Raw genomic sequence first — 16465 nt, 5'->3', positions numbered from 1 at the left:
GATGATAAGATTTTTACATACGGCCGATTGGCACATCGGACAGCTCTTTCATGAATATGACCGGGGATATGAACATAGGCAGTTCTTGGATTGGCTGTTGGAGACTTTGATAGCAGAACAGGTAGGTGTTTTATTAATCAGTGGAGATGTATTTGACTTATCCAATCCTTCAGCAGCATCTATAAAGATGTTTTACTCATTTTTAAATCAAGCGGTAAAAAGAAATTCTGATTTACAAATCATTATTACTGCTGGTAATCACGATTCGGCATCTCGATTAGAATCTCCCAAACCGCTTCTGGAATCTTCTAATATCCACATTGTCGGCTTGATAGAAAAAGACGAAAATGGGATAATTGATTATAGCAAAATCACTATACCTATAAAAGATAAGGATGGTAATATACAGGTATGGTGTATCGCCGTCCCATTTTTACGAATGGGGGATTATCCTTCAATACCGGATTGTGCCAACCCTTATGCAGAAGGCATTACTTCTTTTTATAAAGAAGCTTATGAATATGTTGCTTCTAAAAAAGAATCAGGACAAGCTATCATAGCAATGGGCCACTTGCATGCACAACAGGCTGAGGTGAGTGATATAGATAAAATGGAAAGATTGATCATGGGAGGCGTGGAGTGTATTTCAGCAGCTGCATTTGATGATACTATTCGATATGTGGCATTAGGGCATATTCACAAAGCACAACGAATTGGAGGAAAAGAGCATATTCGTTATAGTGGAAGTCCCTTACCAATGTCTTTTTCCGAAACAAATTACAAACATCAGGTCGTTGTATTTGACATAGAAAATGACCATTTAGAAGAGCTGCGAACCATCGAAATACCAGTTGCTGTCCCGCTCAAAAGAGTTCCGGCTGTACATAGCACACTTGCAGAAGTCCTTAGTTCATTACAACAGTTAGAAGTTTTTGAAGGGGATATCCATACGGCACCTTATCTGGAAGTCCGTGTATTATTGGAAGGACCGGAACCCGGACTTAGACACAAAGTAGAAGAGGTACTTGTCGGTAAAAATTTTAGACTGTCAAAAATTGATGTACGCTATAGTACTTCTACAATGAAATCAGAGGAAAATGCTATTGTAAACCCCGAACAGCTTAACGAACTACAACCGTTGGAAGTGTTACATAAAGTTTACCAGAGTAAATACAATAATCCCATTCCCGAAGACCTTCAAAAGCTTTTTCAGGAGGTTGCACAGGAAGTAAATGAATCGGAGGTTTAAGTATGAAGATACAGTCTATACGCATTCAAAATTTAGCATCTCTGGATGGAAATACAGAGATTAATTTTAGTGAAGAACCACTTTATTCCGCAGGGATTTTTGCCATAACAGGTCCCACAGGTGCCGGAAAATCCACGGTGTTGGATGCTTTATGTCTTGCGCTCTATGCCAGAACACCACGATATAGATTGGCTGAGAATGGAATTGATATTCTTGATGTACAGGGAAGTACGATTAAACAAGACGATGTACGTGGAATTTTAAGAGATGGAACATCAAATGGTTATGCAGAAGTTGATTTTATTGGTATTGACGACCAGTACTATAGAGCAAGATGGAGTGTAAGAAGAGCTCGCAATAAAGCTGAAGGCAATTTACAGGCCTACGAAATGTCTTTGAAAAATCTCTCATCTAATCAGGATATACCGGGTAGAAAAACGGAGTTATTGACAGAAATAGAGCGTTTAGTCGGGTTGAATTTTGAACAATTCACCCGTTCTGTTTTATTGGCACAAGGGGATTTTACGGCTTTCCTGAAAGCAGGTAAAGATGAAAAATCATCCTTATTAGAAAAATTGACGGGGACGCATATTTACTCTGAAATTTCTAAAAAAATATATGAACACCACCGAGAAGAACAACAACAACTAAGACAACTAAACCTACAAAGAGAAGGAATAGCTACACTTACTTCCGAAGAATTGCATGTACTGCAAGAGCAGAAGAAGGAGTTAAAATCCTCTATCGAAACTGACGAAAAGCAAATCACTGATTTGAATAAAGAGTTGGACTGGCATGAACAACTTAAAAAATTACAGGAAAGCGTTGAGTCCGCCAACGAAATACATAATAAGGCAATCATAGCAAAAACAGAGGCAAAGCCCCGGGAGTATCAATTTCAACAGATTACCCGTGTCCAGCCTGCAAGGTCTATTATTACTGGACTACAAAATGTACAGGAGCAGATTACTTCTCGATCAAAAGAGGCAGAAGGACTCTCTACTACGATAAATGGTTTAAAAGAACAAAAAAAATCATCCGATGCTGCCTTCCAGCAAGCAACCGAAACATTAAACAAGAGGATACAGGAAGAACAGCAGGCACAGCCTTTGCTAAATATGGCTAAAGCATTGGACGTACAGCTTGGTGAAAAGGCAGAACAGATAAAGCAAGCTACAGAAGATGTGACCAGTGTTTGTAAAAAAGAAGCACAACAAAAAGATCAATATTCGGATACTAAAAAAGAATTGGAAGTTATTGAAGAGGGAATCGTTAAACTGAATCAATGGAAAGATGATCATAAAAACTACCAGTCCATTGCAGAACAGGAGCATCTGATATTATCCAAATTGAACGATTCAGAAAGTATTTTAAAAAGTCTTCAAGATTATAATACCCGTCTTCATACCACAAAAGAAAATATAGCAAAGAAGCGACAAGAGAAACAGGCTTTATTGGAGCAACAACATATTATTCAAAATTCACTGAAGCAAAAACAAGGGGAATACGAATCTTTAAATTCTGCATTATCGGACATTTCTATCCAAGATGTTGAAAAGGAAAAAATTTCCTTAGATACTTCCATCGAAGATCTTATTGCTGCAACAGCCCATTGGAAATTACTGTTCCAGGCTATCCTTGAAAAGAACAAATTACAACAATCACTTAAAGAAAACAGAGAAGCACTGGAACAAAGTAGCGTTCAGTTGTCAGAGACCCAAAAGCTTCTGGAAAGTACAACCTCAGAAAAGGCTACTTCTTTAAAAATGCTTGAAAAAGCAAAATTGGCGGCGGCAGAAAGTGTGGATCAGCTTCGAAATCAATTGGAACCCAATGAGCCTTGTCCGGTTTGCGGTAGTACTGAACATCCGTATGCAACACATCATCCGAGACTTGATAAAGTCCTTTTAGAACTGGAAACCGAGCATACAAAAATAGAAGCTAACTATACACAGCAATTTACTTTATATACCGCACTGAACCAAAATTGCCAAGAATTAACAAAGAAAATTGGAGAGCAGGAAGATCAAACCTTACAGAACAATACATCCCTAAATGAACTTCAAACCACATGGTTAGAATTTCAGATAGCTACGAAATGTAATGAATATCCTCTTGAGGAAAGAACTGCCTGGCTACAACAACAATTGCAACAACAAAAAATAAGACAACAGCAATTACAAGAACATATACAGGCTTATAAGAGGCAAAAAGAACAATTGGAAGCTCATAAGGCACAGCTTACAAGCTTGGAAAAAGAATTAAACAATAATGAAAATCAAGTCAAGGATACGGAAAGACTTCTTAAATCTTTAGAGGAGCAGCAAAAAAATGATTCTATAGAACAGCAAAATCAAGATAAAAAACTGGAAGAGATAAGACAGGCCTTAGTTGTCTATTTCTCATCGGAACAGTGGTTTGAAAACTGGCAGGCCAATCCAGGCGATTTTGTGGCCGACATCAAGAAATTTGCCGGTGAATGGAAGACCAATATAACCCGACTTGAAGAATATGCTCATAAACAAACTATACTGACAGAAAAAAGGAACGGGCTAGAAGAGCAACTAACAAATATCCATAAAGAAGTACAAGCAAATGAGCAAAAGCTTTCTACGATACAAATCCAAAACAAAGAATTATCTGATAAGAGAATGGCTCTTTTTGCAGGGGCTCCTGTAGCGGAAACGGAAAAAAGACTAAAAGAGGCAATTGATTTTGCAAAACAGACCTTAGAGAACCAAAGAACAACGGCAGAAAAAATACAAGGAGATCTAACTCGGAATAGTGCACAACACGAACAACTTGAAAAGGATATAAGCAGTTTGTCTAAACAGGAAGCAGGCCAGAAAGGACAACTTGCTAATTGGGTTGCAAATTATAATCAACAGTATGAAACAGAACTTACCCTTGACGAATTAGCTGAGCTTTTAATTTTTAGCCAAGACTGGATAGAAACAGAAAGAAACAGTTTACGTGCTATTGATGATAAGGTAATGCAGATCAAATCCATATTGGAGGAACGGACGAAAACATTGGCAACTCATACTGGCCAACAGCCTTCGGAGCGAACATTGGAAGAGTTAGTCACATTGCGAAGTGCAACGCAGGAATTGCTAAAACAGCATACCCAACAAGCCCATGAGATTGATTTTAAGATAAAAGAAGACAAATTAAACAAGCAGCGTATCGGCACCTTGTTACAGAATATTGAAAGGCAGGCGGCTATAGTGGAAAATTGGGCAAAGCTGAATGAAATAATTGGTTCGGCAGATGGAAAAAAATTCCGTCAGATTGCCCAGGAATATACCATTGATGTTTTGTTAAGTTATGCCAATGTTCATTTGGAAGTATTGAGTAAACGATATGTCTTGCAACGAATTCCGAATTCGCTGGGATTACAGGTCATTGACCAGGATATGGGGGATGAAGTACGCACGGTATATTCGCTATCCGGAGGAGAGTCATTTTTGGTATCAATGGCATTGGCTTTAGGTTTGGCATCTCTGTCTTCCAGTCGCATGAAAGTGGAATCTTTATTTATTGACGAAGGTTTCGGTTCACTTGATCCGGCTACCCTCAATATAGCAATGGATGCATTGGAACGATTGCACAATCAAGGCCGAAAAGTAGGTGTGATTTCCCACGTACAGGAAATGACAGAGCGGATACCAGTACAAATCAAGGTAAGTAAACAGCAAAGTGGCAAGAGTACGGTGGAGGTAATTGGATATTAGGATATTACAAAAACAGGCAAAGTATAAATCTTATAAAATGGTAACAAAATGCTTGAATCAATAACAATTAAGGGAGTTGCAACTTATGATGCAACAGGTATCCAAATAGATAATTTGAGAAAAATCAATTTTATCTACGGAACTAATGGTTGTGGAAAAACCACTCTTTCTAAGCTGATTTATAATCCGACTGATATGGCATTCTCTGATTGCGACTTAGCATGGAAAGGTAATCTGCCTGTTAATGTACTTGTATATAACAAAGACTTTCGTGAAAGAAATTTTGGTAAGGGAAAGATAGATGGTGTTTTTACATTGGGACAAGCTACTAAGGAAGAGATTCAAGCTATTGATAAAATGCTTTTGGAATTAGAAGAAATTAAAAATAATGGTATAGAGAAGAAAAAAACATTAGAAAAACAGCAAGAAAAGAAATCTCAGGAAAATAATGAGTTCAAAGAGGCAATTTGGCTTGATATATACAAGGAAAATGAAAACGAATTTAAAGAAGCCTTTAGAGGTTTCATGAAAAAGGATTCTTTTAGAGATAAAATATTGGAAGAGTTCAAAAATAACGAAGAAACTTTATTGACAATTCAAGATTTAAAGGAAAAATCTCAAACAATTTTTGGCAGAACGCCTACTATATTACCTCTTCTTTCCATAATAGAGTTTAAAAAACTATTGGAAATAGAATCTGATAAAATCTGGAATAAGAAGATTATTGGTAAAGCAGATGTGCCAATTGCAGGATTAATTCAGAAATTGAATTTGAATGATTGGGTCAATGAGGGGAGAAATTATATCACAGAGGATGAAATATGTCCATTCTGTCAGCAGAAAACGATTTCGGAAAGCTTTAAGAGACAATTGGAGAATTTCTTTGATGAATCTTTTCTTCAGGATATAACAAAAGTCAGGACTTTATCAGATGAATATACGCAGGGATGTCAAAATCTACAGAATCTTTTGGAGCAAATGGAATTACAGCAGAAAGGCAATCCAGACTCTAAACTTAATATAGAACAATTCTCAGCTTTTTTAAGAACACTGATAAGTCAATTTGTTACTAACAAAGAGCTTTTGGGAAATAAAAAGAAAGAACCAAGTAGAAGTATAGAGTTGTTTTCAACAAAAGAACAATTAGAAAGTATTCAAAATTTGATTATTGAAAGCAATAAAGAAATAACGACTCACAATGATATTGTCAATGATTATACAAATCAAAAAAACAATTTACTTAAGGCTATTTGGAAATACTTGATTGAAGGGCATCGAGCAACTATTGAAACATTTATAAAAAAACAAGAAGGTCTGGAGAAAGGGATACAGATATTGCAACAGAAACATAAAGATTTACAAGATAAATTTGTAGAAATAAATAAGAAAATAAGGGAGGCTAATAAAGATGTTACCAGCGTTCAACCTTCTGTTGATGAAATAAATCAAATACTTACATCTTACGGGTTTCTGAACTTCCAGATAGTTCCGTCTAAGAAGGAACCTAATCAGTATCAGATACAAAGAGAAGATGGTTCAGTTGCAGAATCTACATTAAGTGAAGGTGAAGCTACTTTTATCACATTTTTGTATTATTTGCAGTTAGCAAAAGGAAGCACCAATGAGGAATCCATAACAGAAGAACGTATCTTGGTCATTGACGACCCAATTTCAAGTTTGGATAGCAATGTTCTTTTTGTGGTGAGTTCATTAATCAAAGAAATTGTCAAAACCATAAAAGGTAATACGGGCAATATAAAACAACTTATTCTTCTCACCCATAACGTGTATTTTCATAAAGAAGTTTCATTTGTTGATGGAAGGACCCCTAAAAATGGAGATACTCATTATTGGATTATTAGAAAGAATCACAATGTATCTTCAATTCAAGCTTTTGAAATGGAAAACCCAATTCATAGTTCATATGAATTGCTTTGGAAGGAACTTAGTAATTCTTCAAAAAACTCAGGAATTACTATCCAGAATACTATGCGAAGAATTATTGAAAACTATTTTAAAATATTGGGCAGATATGCAGATGATGATTTGATAAAAAGCTTTGTTAATCATCAAGAACAGGAAATATGCCGATCACTGGTATGTTGGATCAATGATGGTTCTCATGGGTTGCCTGATGATCTTTATATAGAACAGCAAGACGCAGTTATTGATCGTTACTTTGAAGTTTTTAAACAAATATTCAAAAAAACAGGCCACATCGAACATTATAATATGATGCATAGGGTTGTAGATGAAGAAAAGATTGCATAATAATAAATAAGAACAGAAAATGAGTTGTCTAAAAACTCTATAATTTTTATCACGTGAAACAAACAATATCATATTATGTGGGCAGATAACGAAACGTCAGAAGACCTTTTAGGATTTAAAGTACACGCAGATTTGTTAATCAATGTTATCAAAGATGAATCTGTTTTGCCAATTACAATAGGCGTGTTTGGAGATTGGGGAAGTGGAAAATCCAGCATCTTACAAATTGTAAAAGAAGAATTTGATAAGAATGAAGATAAGGACTCACTTTGTATATATTTTAATGGATGGACTTTTGAGGGATATGATGACGCTAAAGCTGCACTGCTCAATTCAATCCTTAAAGAATTGGAAAACAATAAAAAGATTTCCGAAGAAGTAAAAGATACAATAAAAGAAAAATCAAAAAAGCTTTGGAAATCTATTGATTGGATGCGTGGAGCAGGTATGGTTATGAAAAATGTTGCCTTGCCTGCTGTTACGGCATATTTTACAGGGGGACTTAGTCTAGTTCCTCTTGCTATTCAGAAACTAACAGAATGGGGAGATAATCCAGAAAAAATAATTGAAAAACTTCAATCGGAAGAAGGGAAAAAAATATATAAAGCCTTTATAAAAGAAGGGAAAGAGGAAGACAAAAATGCTATAAATGCAGTTGCAGAATTTAGAAAGGATTTTTCGGAACTTTTAGAAACCACAAATTTCAAAAGACTAGTTGTGATTATTGATGATTTAGATAGGTGTAGTCCTGAAAGAATTATTGAAAACCTTGAGGCAATTAAACTTTTTCTAAATGTACCTAAAACTGCATTCATAATTGGAGCTGACCCTCGAATTGTGAAATACGCTATTGAGCATAAGTACAAAAACAATAAAGAAATCGAAGAAGATAACAACCGTATTGTTATTGATTACTTAGAAAAATTAATTCAGCTTCCCTATTCTTTGCCAAGACTTTCGGAATCTGAAGTGGAAACTTACATATCCATGCTAATCTGTAAAAAAGAGATAGGCGATGCCAAGTTTAAAAACGTACTTGATGAATTTAAGAGATATAGATTAACAAACAAATATTCTGCATTTGGACTATCCAACTTTGAAAAAATTTTAGAAGCCGAGGAATTCGGAAAAGTTAAAGATAATGTAATTACGATTCCTTCATTAGTTCCTTTAATTACTAATAGTTTGTATGGGAATCCCAGACAAATTAAACGGTTTCTAAATACTTATACTATCAGAAAAAGACTTGCAGAAGTAGCATCGTTACAAAACTTTAATGACGCTGTTCTTGCAAAAATGATGATACTTGAATATTCTGAACCTAAGTTATTCAAGAAGTTATTTGAGTGGCAAATAATTCAAGATGGAGTACCAAAAGAAATAACCGATATAGAAGCTCTATGTAAAGAGAAAGGAATTGAAGATATTCTTTCAGAAATAAAAGATACAGATTTCAAAGAATGGAGTAAACCAAAAATAATAAAATGGTTTCAAATAGAACCTTTGTTATCAGGAGTTGATTTACGGGATTATTATTGGATTGCTCGTGATAAGTTAGAAAATTCTATCACAGCAACGAGTATGATTCCACCAGTAGTAAGGGCTTTGTTTAATGAGTTATTGCCTGATAATATGACGGCAACAGTTACAAAATCCCTACTATCTACAAAATTTCAACCTTTTAGCGACATTGAAAAAGATGCATTTTTCAATCTTCTATCTTCAAATTTGAAAAGGAACCCTCAGCAAAAGCGGTTGTATGACATTTTCAATACAATGACAGAAGAGAAAATAGAAAATACAGTTTATCATTATATGGAAACTCTTAAAATAATCAGTGTATCCGATATTGAACCTGCGGTTGCTACGAGATTAGCAGACTTTAAATCAGAACCTGAAATTGGAACGTTTTTGAATGATTATTTCAAAGATGGAAAATCAAGAGCAAGTAAGGCGTTTAATCTTAAAAAATAGAAATGGGAACATCTAAATCATTTTCTGATGTAAAACATTCAATGGTTCCGAATTGGGGTACGCTTAGTTCTTCGCTTACCTCAAATTGTGATTCTTCTGTTCTTCCAGCTCAGAAGCTACAGAATATTATGGGACATTTTGTTTCAGCATTGGGCGGAGCATCAACAGGAGGACGTGGTGGTTCAAAAGCAGGAGGAAGAAGCAGTATCAGAACTGCAAAGAAAATCGGAGGAGTCTTTTCAAAATTTATCAGTTCGGGTAATAATATTAGAGAAACGCTTGAATCCACCGGTTTAACAGATATTGATAATAAAACCGTGGGCGATGTAATTAATCATTTGATTGAGTATTGTTCCGGTAGTGCAACTTCTATTGATGATAATGCAGCGAAAGAGGCTACAAGACTATTATTGGAAGAACTAATGGGACAAGCTGAGTCCATTGACGAAGTACAAACTTTATTAGAAGAAACCTTTACAGCTAATACATTGGAAGATGTAATAATAAAGTATTTCGGGTATTACATTAATGAGCTTTTATCAAAGTGGTTCTATGAAAATTTAATAAAAAACAAGAGTGAAAGTAATTGTAATAATCTTTTCAGTCAGATAAAAAATTTCATAGTCGAAAGAGTGGGCGATATGCACAAAAAAAATCCATTGCAAAACATTGATTGGAGTTCCGAAGAAGCCGATAGGCTTGTAAAAAATATTCAACAAGATGTATTAACCGTATTTGAATAGTTATGAGAGTAAATATAGTTATTGATAACGCAGGTTATGGTAAATTTTCAGACTTAGAGCTTTGTTATATAGATAACAGAGTGAATAGAAAAGTTCCATTATCTTTCTTAGGTTATGAAAGAGTTTTTGATTTCACGACTGATTTCACCTCAGTAAAATTTGATTTCTTTCTTGTATCTGCAATAGTTTATGGTATAGATAACCTACTCAGTCGAGCTATTTATTCAAATGATGGTTGGACAAGAGATATAGCAGTAGAGTTTCCTGTAAACAACTTGGCTGTTTGGAACGGTAAAGAAGATAGATTGAAACAGATTTTAGATTTCCTAACAGGAGATAATTGGCAAATTTCTTTCCGAGAAATAGAAGATGTTGATTTGTTTCAACCACGTACGAATAGAAGGAAAATTCCAAGTTACAACAAAGACACCATCAAATCTGTAAGTTTATTCTCAGGTGGTTTAGATTCTTTAATTGGAGTTATTGATGAATTGGAAAAACTTAGTAATAATGAAAGAATACTTTTGGTATCTCATTTTGATTCAAAATCACCAGGCCCGAATGGAGACCAAAGAAAGTTATTGAGGCATTTAATAACCCAATACCCAAATAAAATATATTGGGTACAATCAAAATTAGCACTATCAAGAAAAGATACTGATGGCAACAGGGTAACCATAGAAAACAATTACCGTAGTCGTTCTCTATTTTTTATTGGTTTAGGTAGTTACCTGTCCCCAATTGATGAATTAATAATTCCCGAGAATGGAACAATTTCAATCAATTATCCATTGACACCATCAAGAGTAAGCTCTTTAAGTACAAGAACAACGCATCCTTATGTTTTAAAAAATACTCAAGAATTACTTGCCGAATTGGGGCTATCTACTGTAATACATAATCCCTATACTTTTAAGACAAAAGGAGAGATGTTTGTTGAATGTACAAACCAAACTTTTTTGAAGAATATTTATAAAGATTCGGTTTCTTGTGGTAAAAGAGGTAGAAGGCAATTTCATTTTGACAATCCTAATGAGAAACATAATTGTGGAAGATGTATGCCTTGTATTTATAGGCGAGCGGCATTGAATAAAGCGGGTCTGGACAATGAAAACCAGTATGGAAACTTTATTACAAAAGTGTCATCTTTAGGAAATAATGATTTACCTGCATTATTCAGTTACTTGAAAAGAAATATCCCATTGGAAAAAATGAAAAGAGACTTACTTGTGAATGGTAACATTGATATTAATAATCTTACTGATTATGCAGAAATGGTATTAAGAAGCAAAACAGAAGTTCTAAAATTGTTTAATGATAAAGGGAATAGATTTGTAAAATCTGAGTTGGGGTTAAGATGATTATTGATACACACTGCCATATAGATTTGTACTCTAATCCAAGACAGGTTTTGCAAGATGCTGTAAAATCTGACGTAACGGTATTAGCAATGACCAATCTGCCAAGCCATTTTGAAATGGGATATTCTCATTTCCAGTCATTAAAAAAGATAAGATTAGCTTTAGGAATGCACCCTTTAATGGCTGATTTTCATAAAATGGAGTTTGATTTATTCCTAAAAAACATTCATAAAACATCATATATCGGAGAGGTTGGATTGGATTTTTCCAAAGAGGGTATCTCTACAAAAGATATTCAGTTAGATACTTTTTCTAAACTACTAATGGTCATTTCAGGACAAAAAAAAATCTTAAGTATTCATTCCCGAAAAGCAGAGAAAGAAGTTTTAGACCTCTTAATAAAAAACAATATACAATCTGCAATTTTTCATTGGTATTCAGGTGGATTAAATTTGATTGATGCTATTGCAGAAGCAGGCTATTTTTTCTCTATTAATCCTGCGATGGTAAAATCTATGTCAGGCAGAAAGATAATTTCTAAAATACCAAAGCAATTAATATTAACCGAAACAGATGGACCTTTCGTCAGTGAAAATAGCCTTCCAATTAAACCTGGGCAAGTACAAAAAGTTATTTTGTTTTTAGCGAGCCAATGGCAATTAAGTGAAAAGGAAGTAAAAACAATTCTTTTTAGAAATTTTAAACGGATGATTACCCAAATAAAATAAGGCATTATATGTAATGAAAATAGTTGATCATGACTCCTATTATCAGTTTAACTTTCCGAATCAAGAGGGTTTTCCATTGAATCTAAAAGAGCAAGTTCATATAGTTAGAGATATTTTATTAAGGGAAATACAAACCTTGAGAAATCTTTATATAAACATTAACTCTTAATAACCAACACTTGATTGGCTATTGGAAAATTGTCAATATATTCCAATACTTTCGACGAAATGATTTCTTCTTGTAAGGTTAGGTAAAAAGAAAAGCTGTCCAATTTTGTAGGCTAACATTCCCCACCATATTTTGAGTAGGGTAGAAAAACACATAATAGGTAGCTTTGTATTTGAGAAAATGCAGAGTGAAAATGAAACAAGGAGAAGCTCAAAATATTGAATATAAGCAGACTTGGAGAGATGAATATCTGAAATGGATTTGTGGTTTTGCTAATGCAAGAGGAGGACAAATCTATATTGGTATTGATGATAATGGTCATATTACTGGGATAGATAATTATAAAAAGCTGATGGAAGACATTCCAAACAAGTCTGTTAACCATTTAGGACTTGTGGTTGATGTGAATCTACATGCGGCTGAAGGAAAAAATTATCTTGAAATTATCGTTCCGATTAGTAATGTACCCATTGCTTATCATGGAGTTTATCACTACCGAAGCGGAAGCACCAAACAAGAACTTAAAGGAATTGCTTTACAAAATCTGTTGCTCAATAAAATGGGAAAGAAATGGGAGGATATGGCAGTTGAAGGAATAACATTTTCCGACCTTAATGGTAATAGCATTCAAAAATTTATTATTAAAGCAATTGAGAAAGATCGTATTCCTCCAAATACGCTAAAGATTGGCAAACAAACCCTATTCAAAAACCTTGGACTTCTTACAGAACAAGGGCAGCTAACAAATGCCGCCGTTTTATTATTTGGGAAAAATCTAATCAAGGTATCGGTAACGGCAAGTTTCAAGATTGGGCGATTTGGAAAGTCCAGCCATGATCTTTTATTTCAAGACATAGTTGAAACCAATATTTTTGAGATGGCTGATAAAGTAATCGAAATCCTTAAAACCAAATATTTGGTTAGACCTATTTCCTATAAGGGATTGGAGCGTATGGAACCGTTGGAATATCCAGAAACGGCATTAAGAGAAGCAATATTGAATGCTATTATTCATAAGGATTATTCCAGCACATATACATTTCTTCGAGTGTATGATGATCGATTACATTTATGGAATCCGGGAACTTTACCAGAGGAATTGACAATTGATAAACTAAAACAAGAACATTCATCCTATCCCCGAAATCGAAATATAGCCAATGCATTTTTTAAAGCTGGTTATATCGAATCCTGGGGACGAGGGATAAATAAAATCATTGATGCTTGTAAAGAGGCAGGATTGCCTGAACCGATTATTGAGGAAGATCAAGGTGGGGTAAGTGTTACTTTTCTAAAGGATATTTATACAGAAGAAATTCTGAAAACATACAATCTTGAATCTCGACATATTAAAGCTTTGTTATTTATAAAAGAGAATGGTCGAATTAATAATAAACAATACCAAGCACTTTTTGAAATCTCCAAGAGGATGGTGTCTTATGATTTACAAATGCTTGTTGATAGAAATTTTATAACCAAAATAGGTTCCACAGGAAAGGGGACCTACTATATTCTCCAAAGGGGAAATAAAGGAGTAAAATAGTCTCCAAAAGGGCAATAAAGGAGCAATTGTACAAAAACTATATATATTGAATCTGCCTCTGTCTCCACACAGGTAATTACTTTGTTCCGATTTCCAAAATCCAAACGCTCACGCAAGGTATGTTTGTGGTGTTGATAAATACCTTTTGTGAAATGTAAAATTCATTTATAGTAGAGTAATACCTGCAAGGATTGAATAAATTTGCAACTCAAATGCTAAAGCAATGAACGAAATTATGGATCAGGATTATCATCCTAAATTTATGTTGAGAGCAATTGAGCTTTCGGAAATCGCATATAAGAGCGGCAAAGGTCTTCCAATTGGCTGTGTAATTGTTAGAAATGGTAAAATTATTGGAGAGGGACATAATGAAATTTTTGAGCGGGTCAATCCAACATCACACGGAGAAATGGTCGCTATTGAAAGGGCTTGCAGAAATATCAATGATCTTCAATTATCTGAATGCCAAATGTACACTACATTAGAACCCTGTCCTATGTGCTTAGGTGCTATTTATTGGGCAAAAATTCACAAAGTCTATTATGCGAATACAAATGCTGATGCCGCTAAAGTTGGGTTTGATGATACATTTATATTTGATGAATTACGAAAAAGTGCCAATGAGCGTAAAATTAATTTCTTATATGTGCCTGACAAAAATGCAATAACCGTTTTAGAAGAATGGAAATCCAAAGATTTAATATCTGCCCAACCTTGGAATGATAAATAATGTCAATTAATCTTGTCCATCAAATTATTGTTCTATTCCAAGTGTAGATACCAGGCACAATGAGATTAATACTGATAGTAGTAAATTGTGATAAAATATTCTTTAGTCTAATATATGAAGTCCATAAAGAGTTCATTGAAAGAACATACTATAATTCTTCAAAGGGGCAATAAAGGGGCAAAAACGCCTTTAAAGGGGCAATAAAGAAGCAATTTAACAAAACTACTTCTTAAACCATTTGTAAATAAGTGGTTTGATTTTTTAAGCAGCTAGTATATCAGCTAAAAGCTTTAAATCCTCTATTAATTGGTTCGAGTTTTGTACCATATCGTTCACTTTTAAAGAAGACAATAGACTACAAAACCACGCAAATCTTAGGAATTGCGTGGTTTTCGCGTTTTTAGAGGAACATTTAAAATGATAGGATATCATTCTATTTGGTAGCTAAAGTATACCTCTAAATTAAAAGTACACCTCAGGTGTATTTTATAGATTTTCGATGTTATGATTTTTAAAGGTGGATTTGACTTCCAGTAACTGAATTATTCACTTTAAAAATGCATTATTATGCGTACATCAAAAACATTTTCAATGGTTTTTTGGCTTAATAAAAAGAAAGTCAAAAATAATCAAAGTCTAATCTATGCCCGTATTACCGTGAATTCGAAACGGGCCAATATTAGTTTAAAGCGATATGCATCAATAGATCTTTGGAATTCTAAAACGAAACGCTTAAAAGTAAATTCTAAGAAAACCCTTGAGCTCAACGAATTTCTAGATCAAACTTACGCAAGATTTTTTCAGATTTATCAGGATCTAAAATTCAAAGGAAAGTTGATTACTTCAGATTTGGTTAAAGCTGAATTCAATGGGGAAGGAGGGAGTTCCAAAACCTTAAATGAGCTTATCGAATATCATCAGGATAAAATTAGGAATACCCATAGTGCCGGGAGTATTCGGAATTTTAAAGTAAGTGAGAAGTATATTAAGGAATATGTACATCAAAGGTTGCGGACAACAGATATTTACCTCTCCCAATTAAACTATAGGTTTCTGAGTGATTTTGAAGCTTTTCTTTTTAATTACTATCCCAAAGGTCACTATAAAGCGATGAGCCATAATACGGTGATGAAACATATTCAGCGTTTGCGTAAAATAGTAACCCTGGCTTTTCATTTGGAATGGCTTGATAAAGATCCTTTTAGAACGTGGAAAATGACCTTTGAAAAGAGGGAGCGTGAATTTCTATCTAAAAATGAGTTGTTAAATCTTCAGCACGCTGAAATTCCAATAGACCGACTGGATCGAATTCGGGATTTATTCATTTTTAGTTGCTATACAGGTTTAAGTTATGGTGATCTGATGGAGCTAAGTGAAGAGGAAATAAGCATTGGTATTGATGGAAAAGCATGGATAATTACCACAAGAAATAAAACGAATAACGCTGTGAAAGTACCCCTGCTGGAATCGGCTTTACGTATTCTCAAAAAATATGAAGATCATCCCATAACCCAGGCTACTGGAAAGTTGCTTCCAGAATGTAGTAATCAAAAAGTGAATTTATATCTAAAGGAACTGGCTATGATTGTAGGGATAAAAAAGAATCTTACTTTTCATATGTCCCGGCATACTTTTGCTACTACGGTAACCCTAAGTAATGGCGTTCCCATAGAAACGGTATCAAAATTACTTGGACATACTAAAATAGCGACCACCCCAATTTACGCAGGGTCTTAGAGGATAAGATTAGTAAAGATATGGATAAACTCGGGAAGATACTTGGTAATTAATTTATTTAAGGGGGACTGACTCAAAAACTGTGTAATTAGAAAATATCGGGGTTTGCAAACCCCGATATTTTTTTAACCTTGCCTGAGAAATTCAGGCGCTAATATTTACACAACAATGAAAAAAGAAGATCTATTCGATGACGAATTTTTAAAGCAGTTCAAATCAGGAGAAG

Annotated in this window: 10 protein-coding genes; all 10 read left to right on the top strand. The window is 34.4% G+C overall.

Annotated features, from left to right (window positions below):
* Position 1 precedes the first annotated feature (1 nt).
* The 10 genes from L1967_RS11550 (at position 2) to L1967_RS11505 (ending at position 16239) form a co-directional block, all read left to right on the top strand.
* On the top strand, positions 2-1249 hold the full coding sequence (locus tag L1967_RS11550) for an exonuclease SbcCD subunit D (protein WP_249601785.1): 1248 nt from the start codon (positions 2-4) through the stop codon (positions 1247-1249).
* Between the two features lie 2 nt (positions 1250-1251).
* Positions 1252-4983: an AAA family ATPase gene (locus tag L1967_RS11545; RefSeq protein WP_249601784.1), complete on the top strand. Its 3732-nt coding sequence runs from the start codon at positions 1252-1254 to the stop codon at positions 4981-4983.
* 48 nt (positions 4984-5031) lie between these two features.
* Positions 5032-7254, top strand: coding sequence for an AAA family ATPase (locus L1967_RS11540; protein WP_249601783.1), 2223 nt, complete (start codon positions 5032-5034; stop codon positions 7252-7254).
* A 75-nt stretch (positions 7255-7329) separates the two neighbouring features.
* Positions 7330-9228 (top strand): KAP family P-loop NTPase fold protein, encoded by a 1899-nt coding sequence (locus L1967_RS11535; protein WP_249601782.1) that lies wholly within the window; start codon positions 7330-7332, stop codon positions 9226-9228.
* 2 nt (positions 9229-9230) lie between these two features.
* Positions 9231-9971: a hypothetical protein gene (locus L1967_RS11530; protein WP_249601781.1), complete on the top strand. Its 741-nt coding sequence runs from the start codon at positions 9231-9233 to the stop codon at positions 9969-9971.
* Positions 9972-9973: 2 nt separating this feature from the next.
* Positions 9974-11332 (top strand): Qat anti-phage system QueC-like protein QatC, encoded by a 1359-nt coding sequence (qatC, locus tag L1967_RS11525; RefSeq protein ID WP_249601780.1) that lies wholly within the window; start codon positions 9974-9976, stop codon positions 11330-11332.
* A complete protein-coding gene (gene qatD / locus L1967_RS11520) occupies positions 11329-12060 on the top strand; it encodes a Qat anti-phage system TatD family nuclease QatD (protein ID WP_249601779.1) in 732 nt (243 codons plus the stop codon). The genes qatC and qatD overlap by 4 nt, the downstream gene beginning before the upstream one ends.
* A gap of 362 nt (positions 12061-12422) precedes the next feature.
* On the top strand, positions 12423-13772 hold the full coding sequence (locus tag L1967_RS11515) for an ATP-binding protein (RefSeq protein WP_249601778.1): 1350 nt from the start codon (positions 12423-12425) through the stop codon (positions 13770-13772).
* Between the two features lie 223 nt (positions 13773-13995).
* Positions 13996-14502 carry a nucleoside deaminase gene (locus L1967_RS11510; protein ID WP_249601777.1) on the top strand — a complete coding sequence of 169 codons (507 nt, stop codon included), beginning with the start codon at positions 13996-13998 and terminating at the stop codon, positions 14500-14502.
* Between the two features lie 567 nt (positions 14503-15069).
* Entirely contained in the window at positions 15070-16239 is a 1170-nt protein-coding gene (locus L1967_RS11505; RefSeq protein ID WP_249601776.1) for a site-specific integrase, read from the top strand.
* Positions 16240-16465 lie beyond the last annotated feature (226 nt).

It is taken from the genome of Zunongwangia pacifica (assembly GCF_023499215.1).
GTDB lineage: Bacteria > Bacteroidota > Bacteroidia > Flavobacteriales > Flavobacteriaceae > Zunongwangia > Zunongwangia pacifica.
This window is presented reverse-complemented; position numbering and strand designations above follow the sequence as displayed.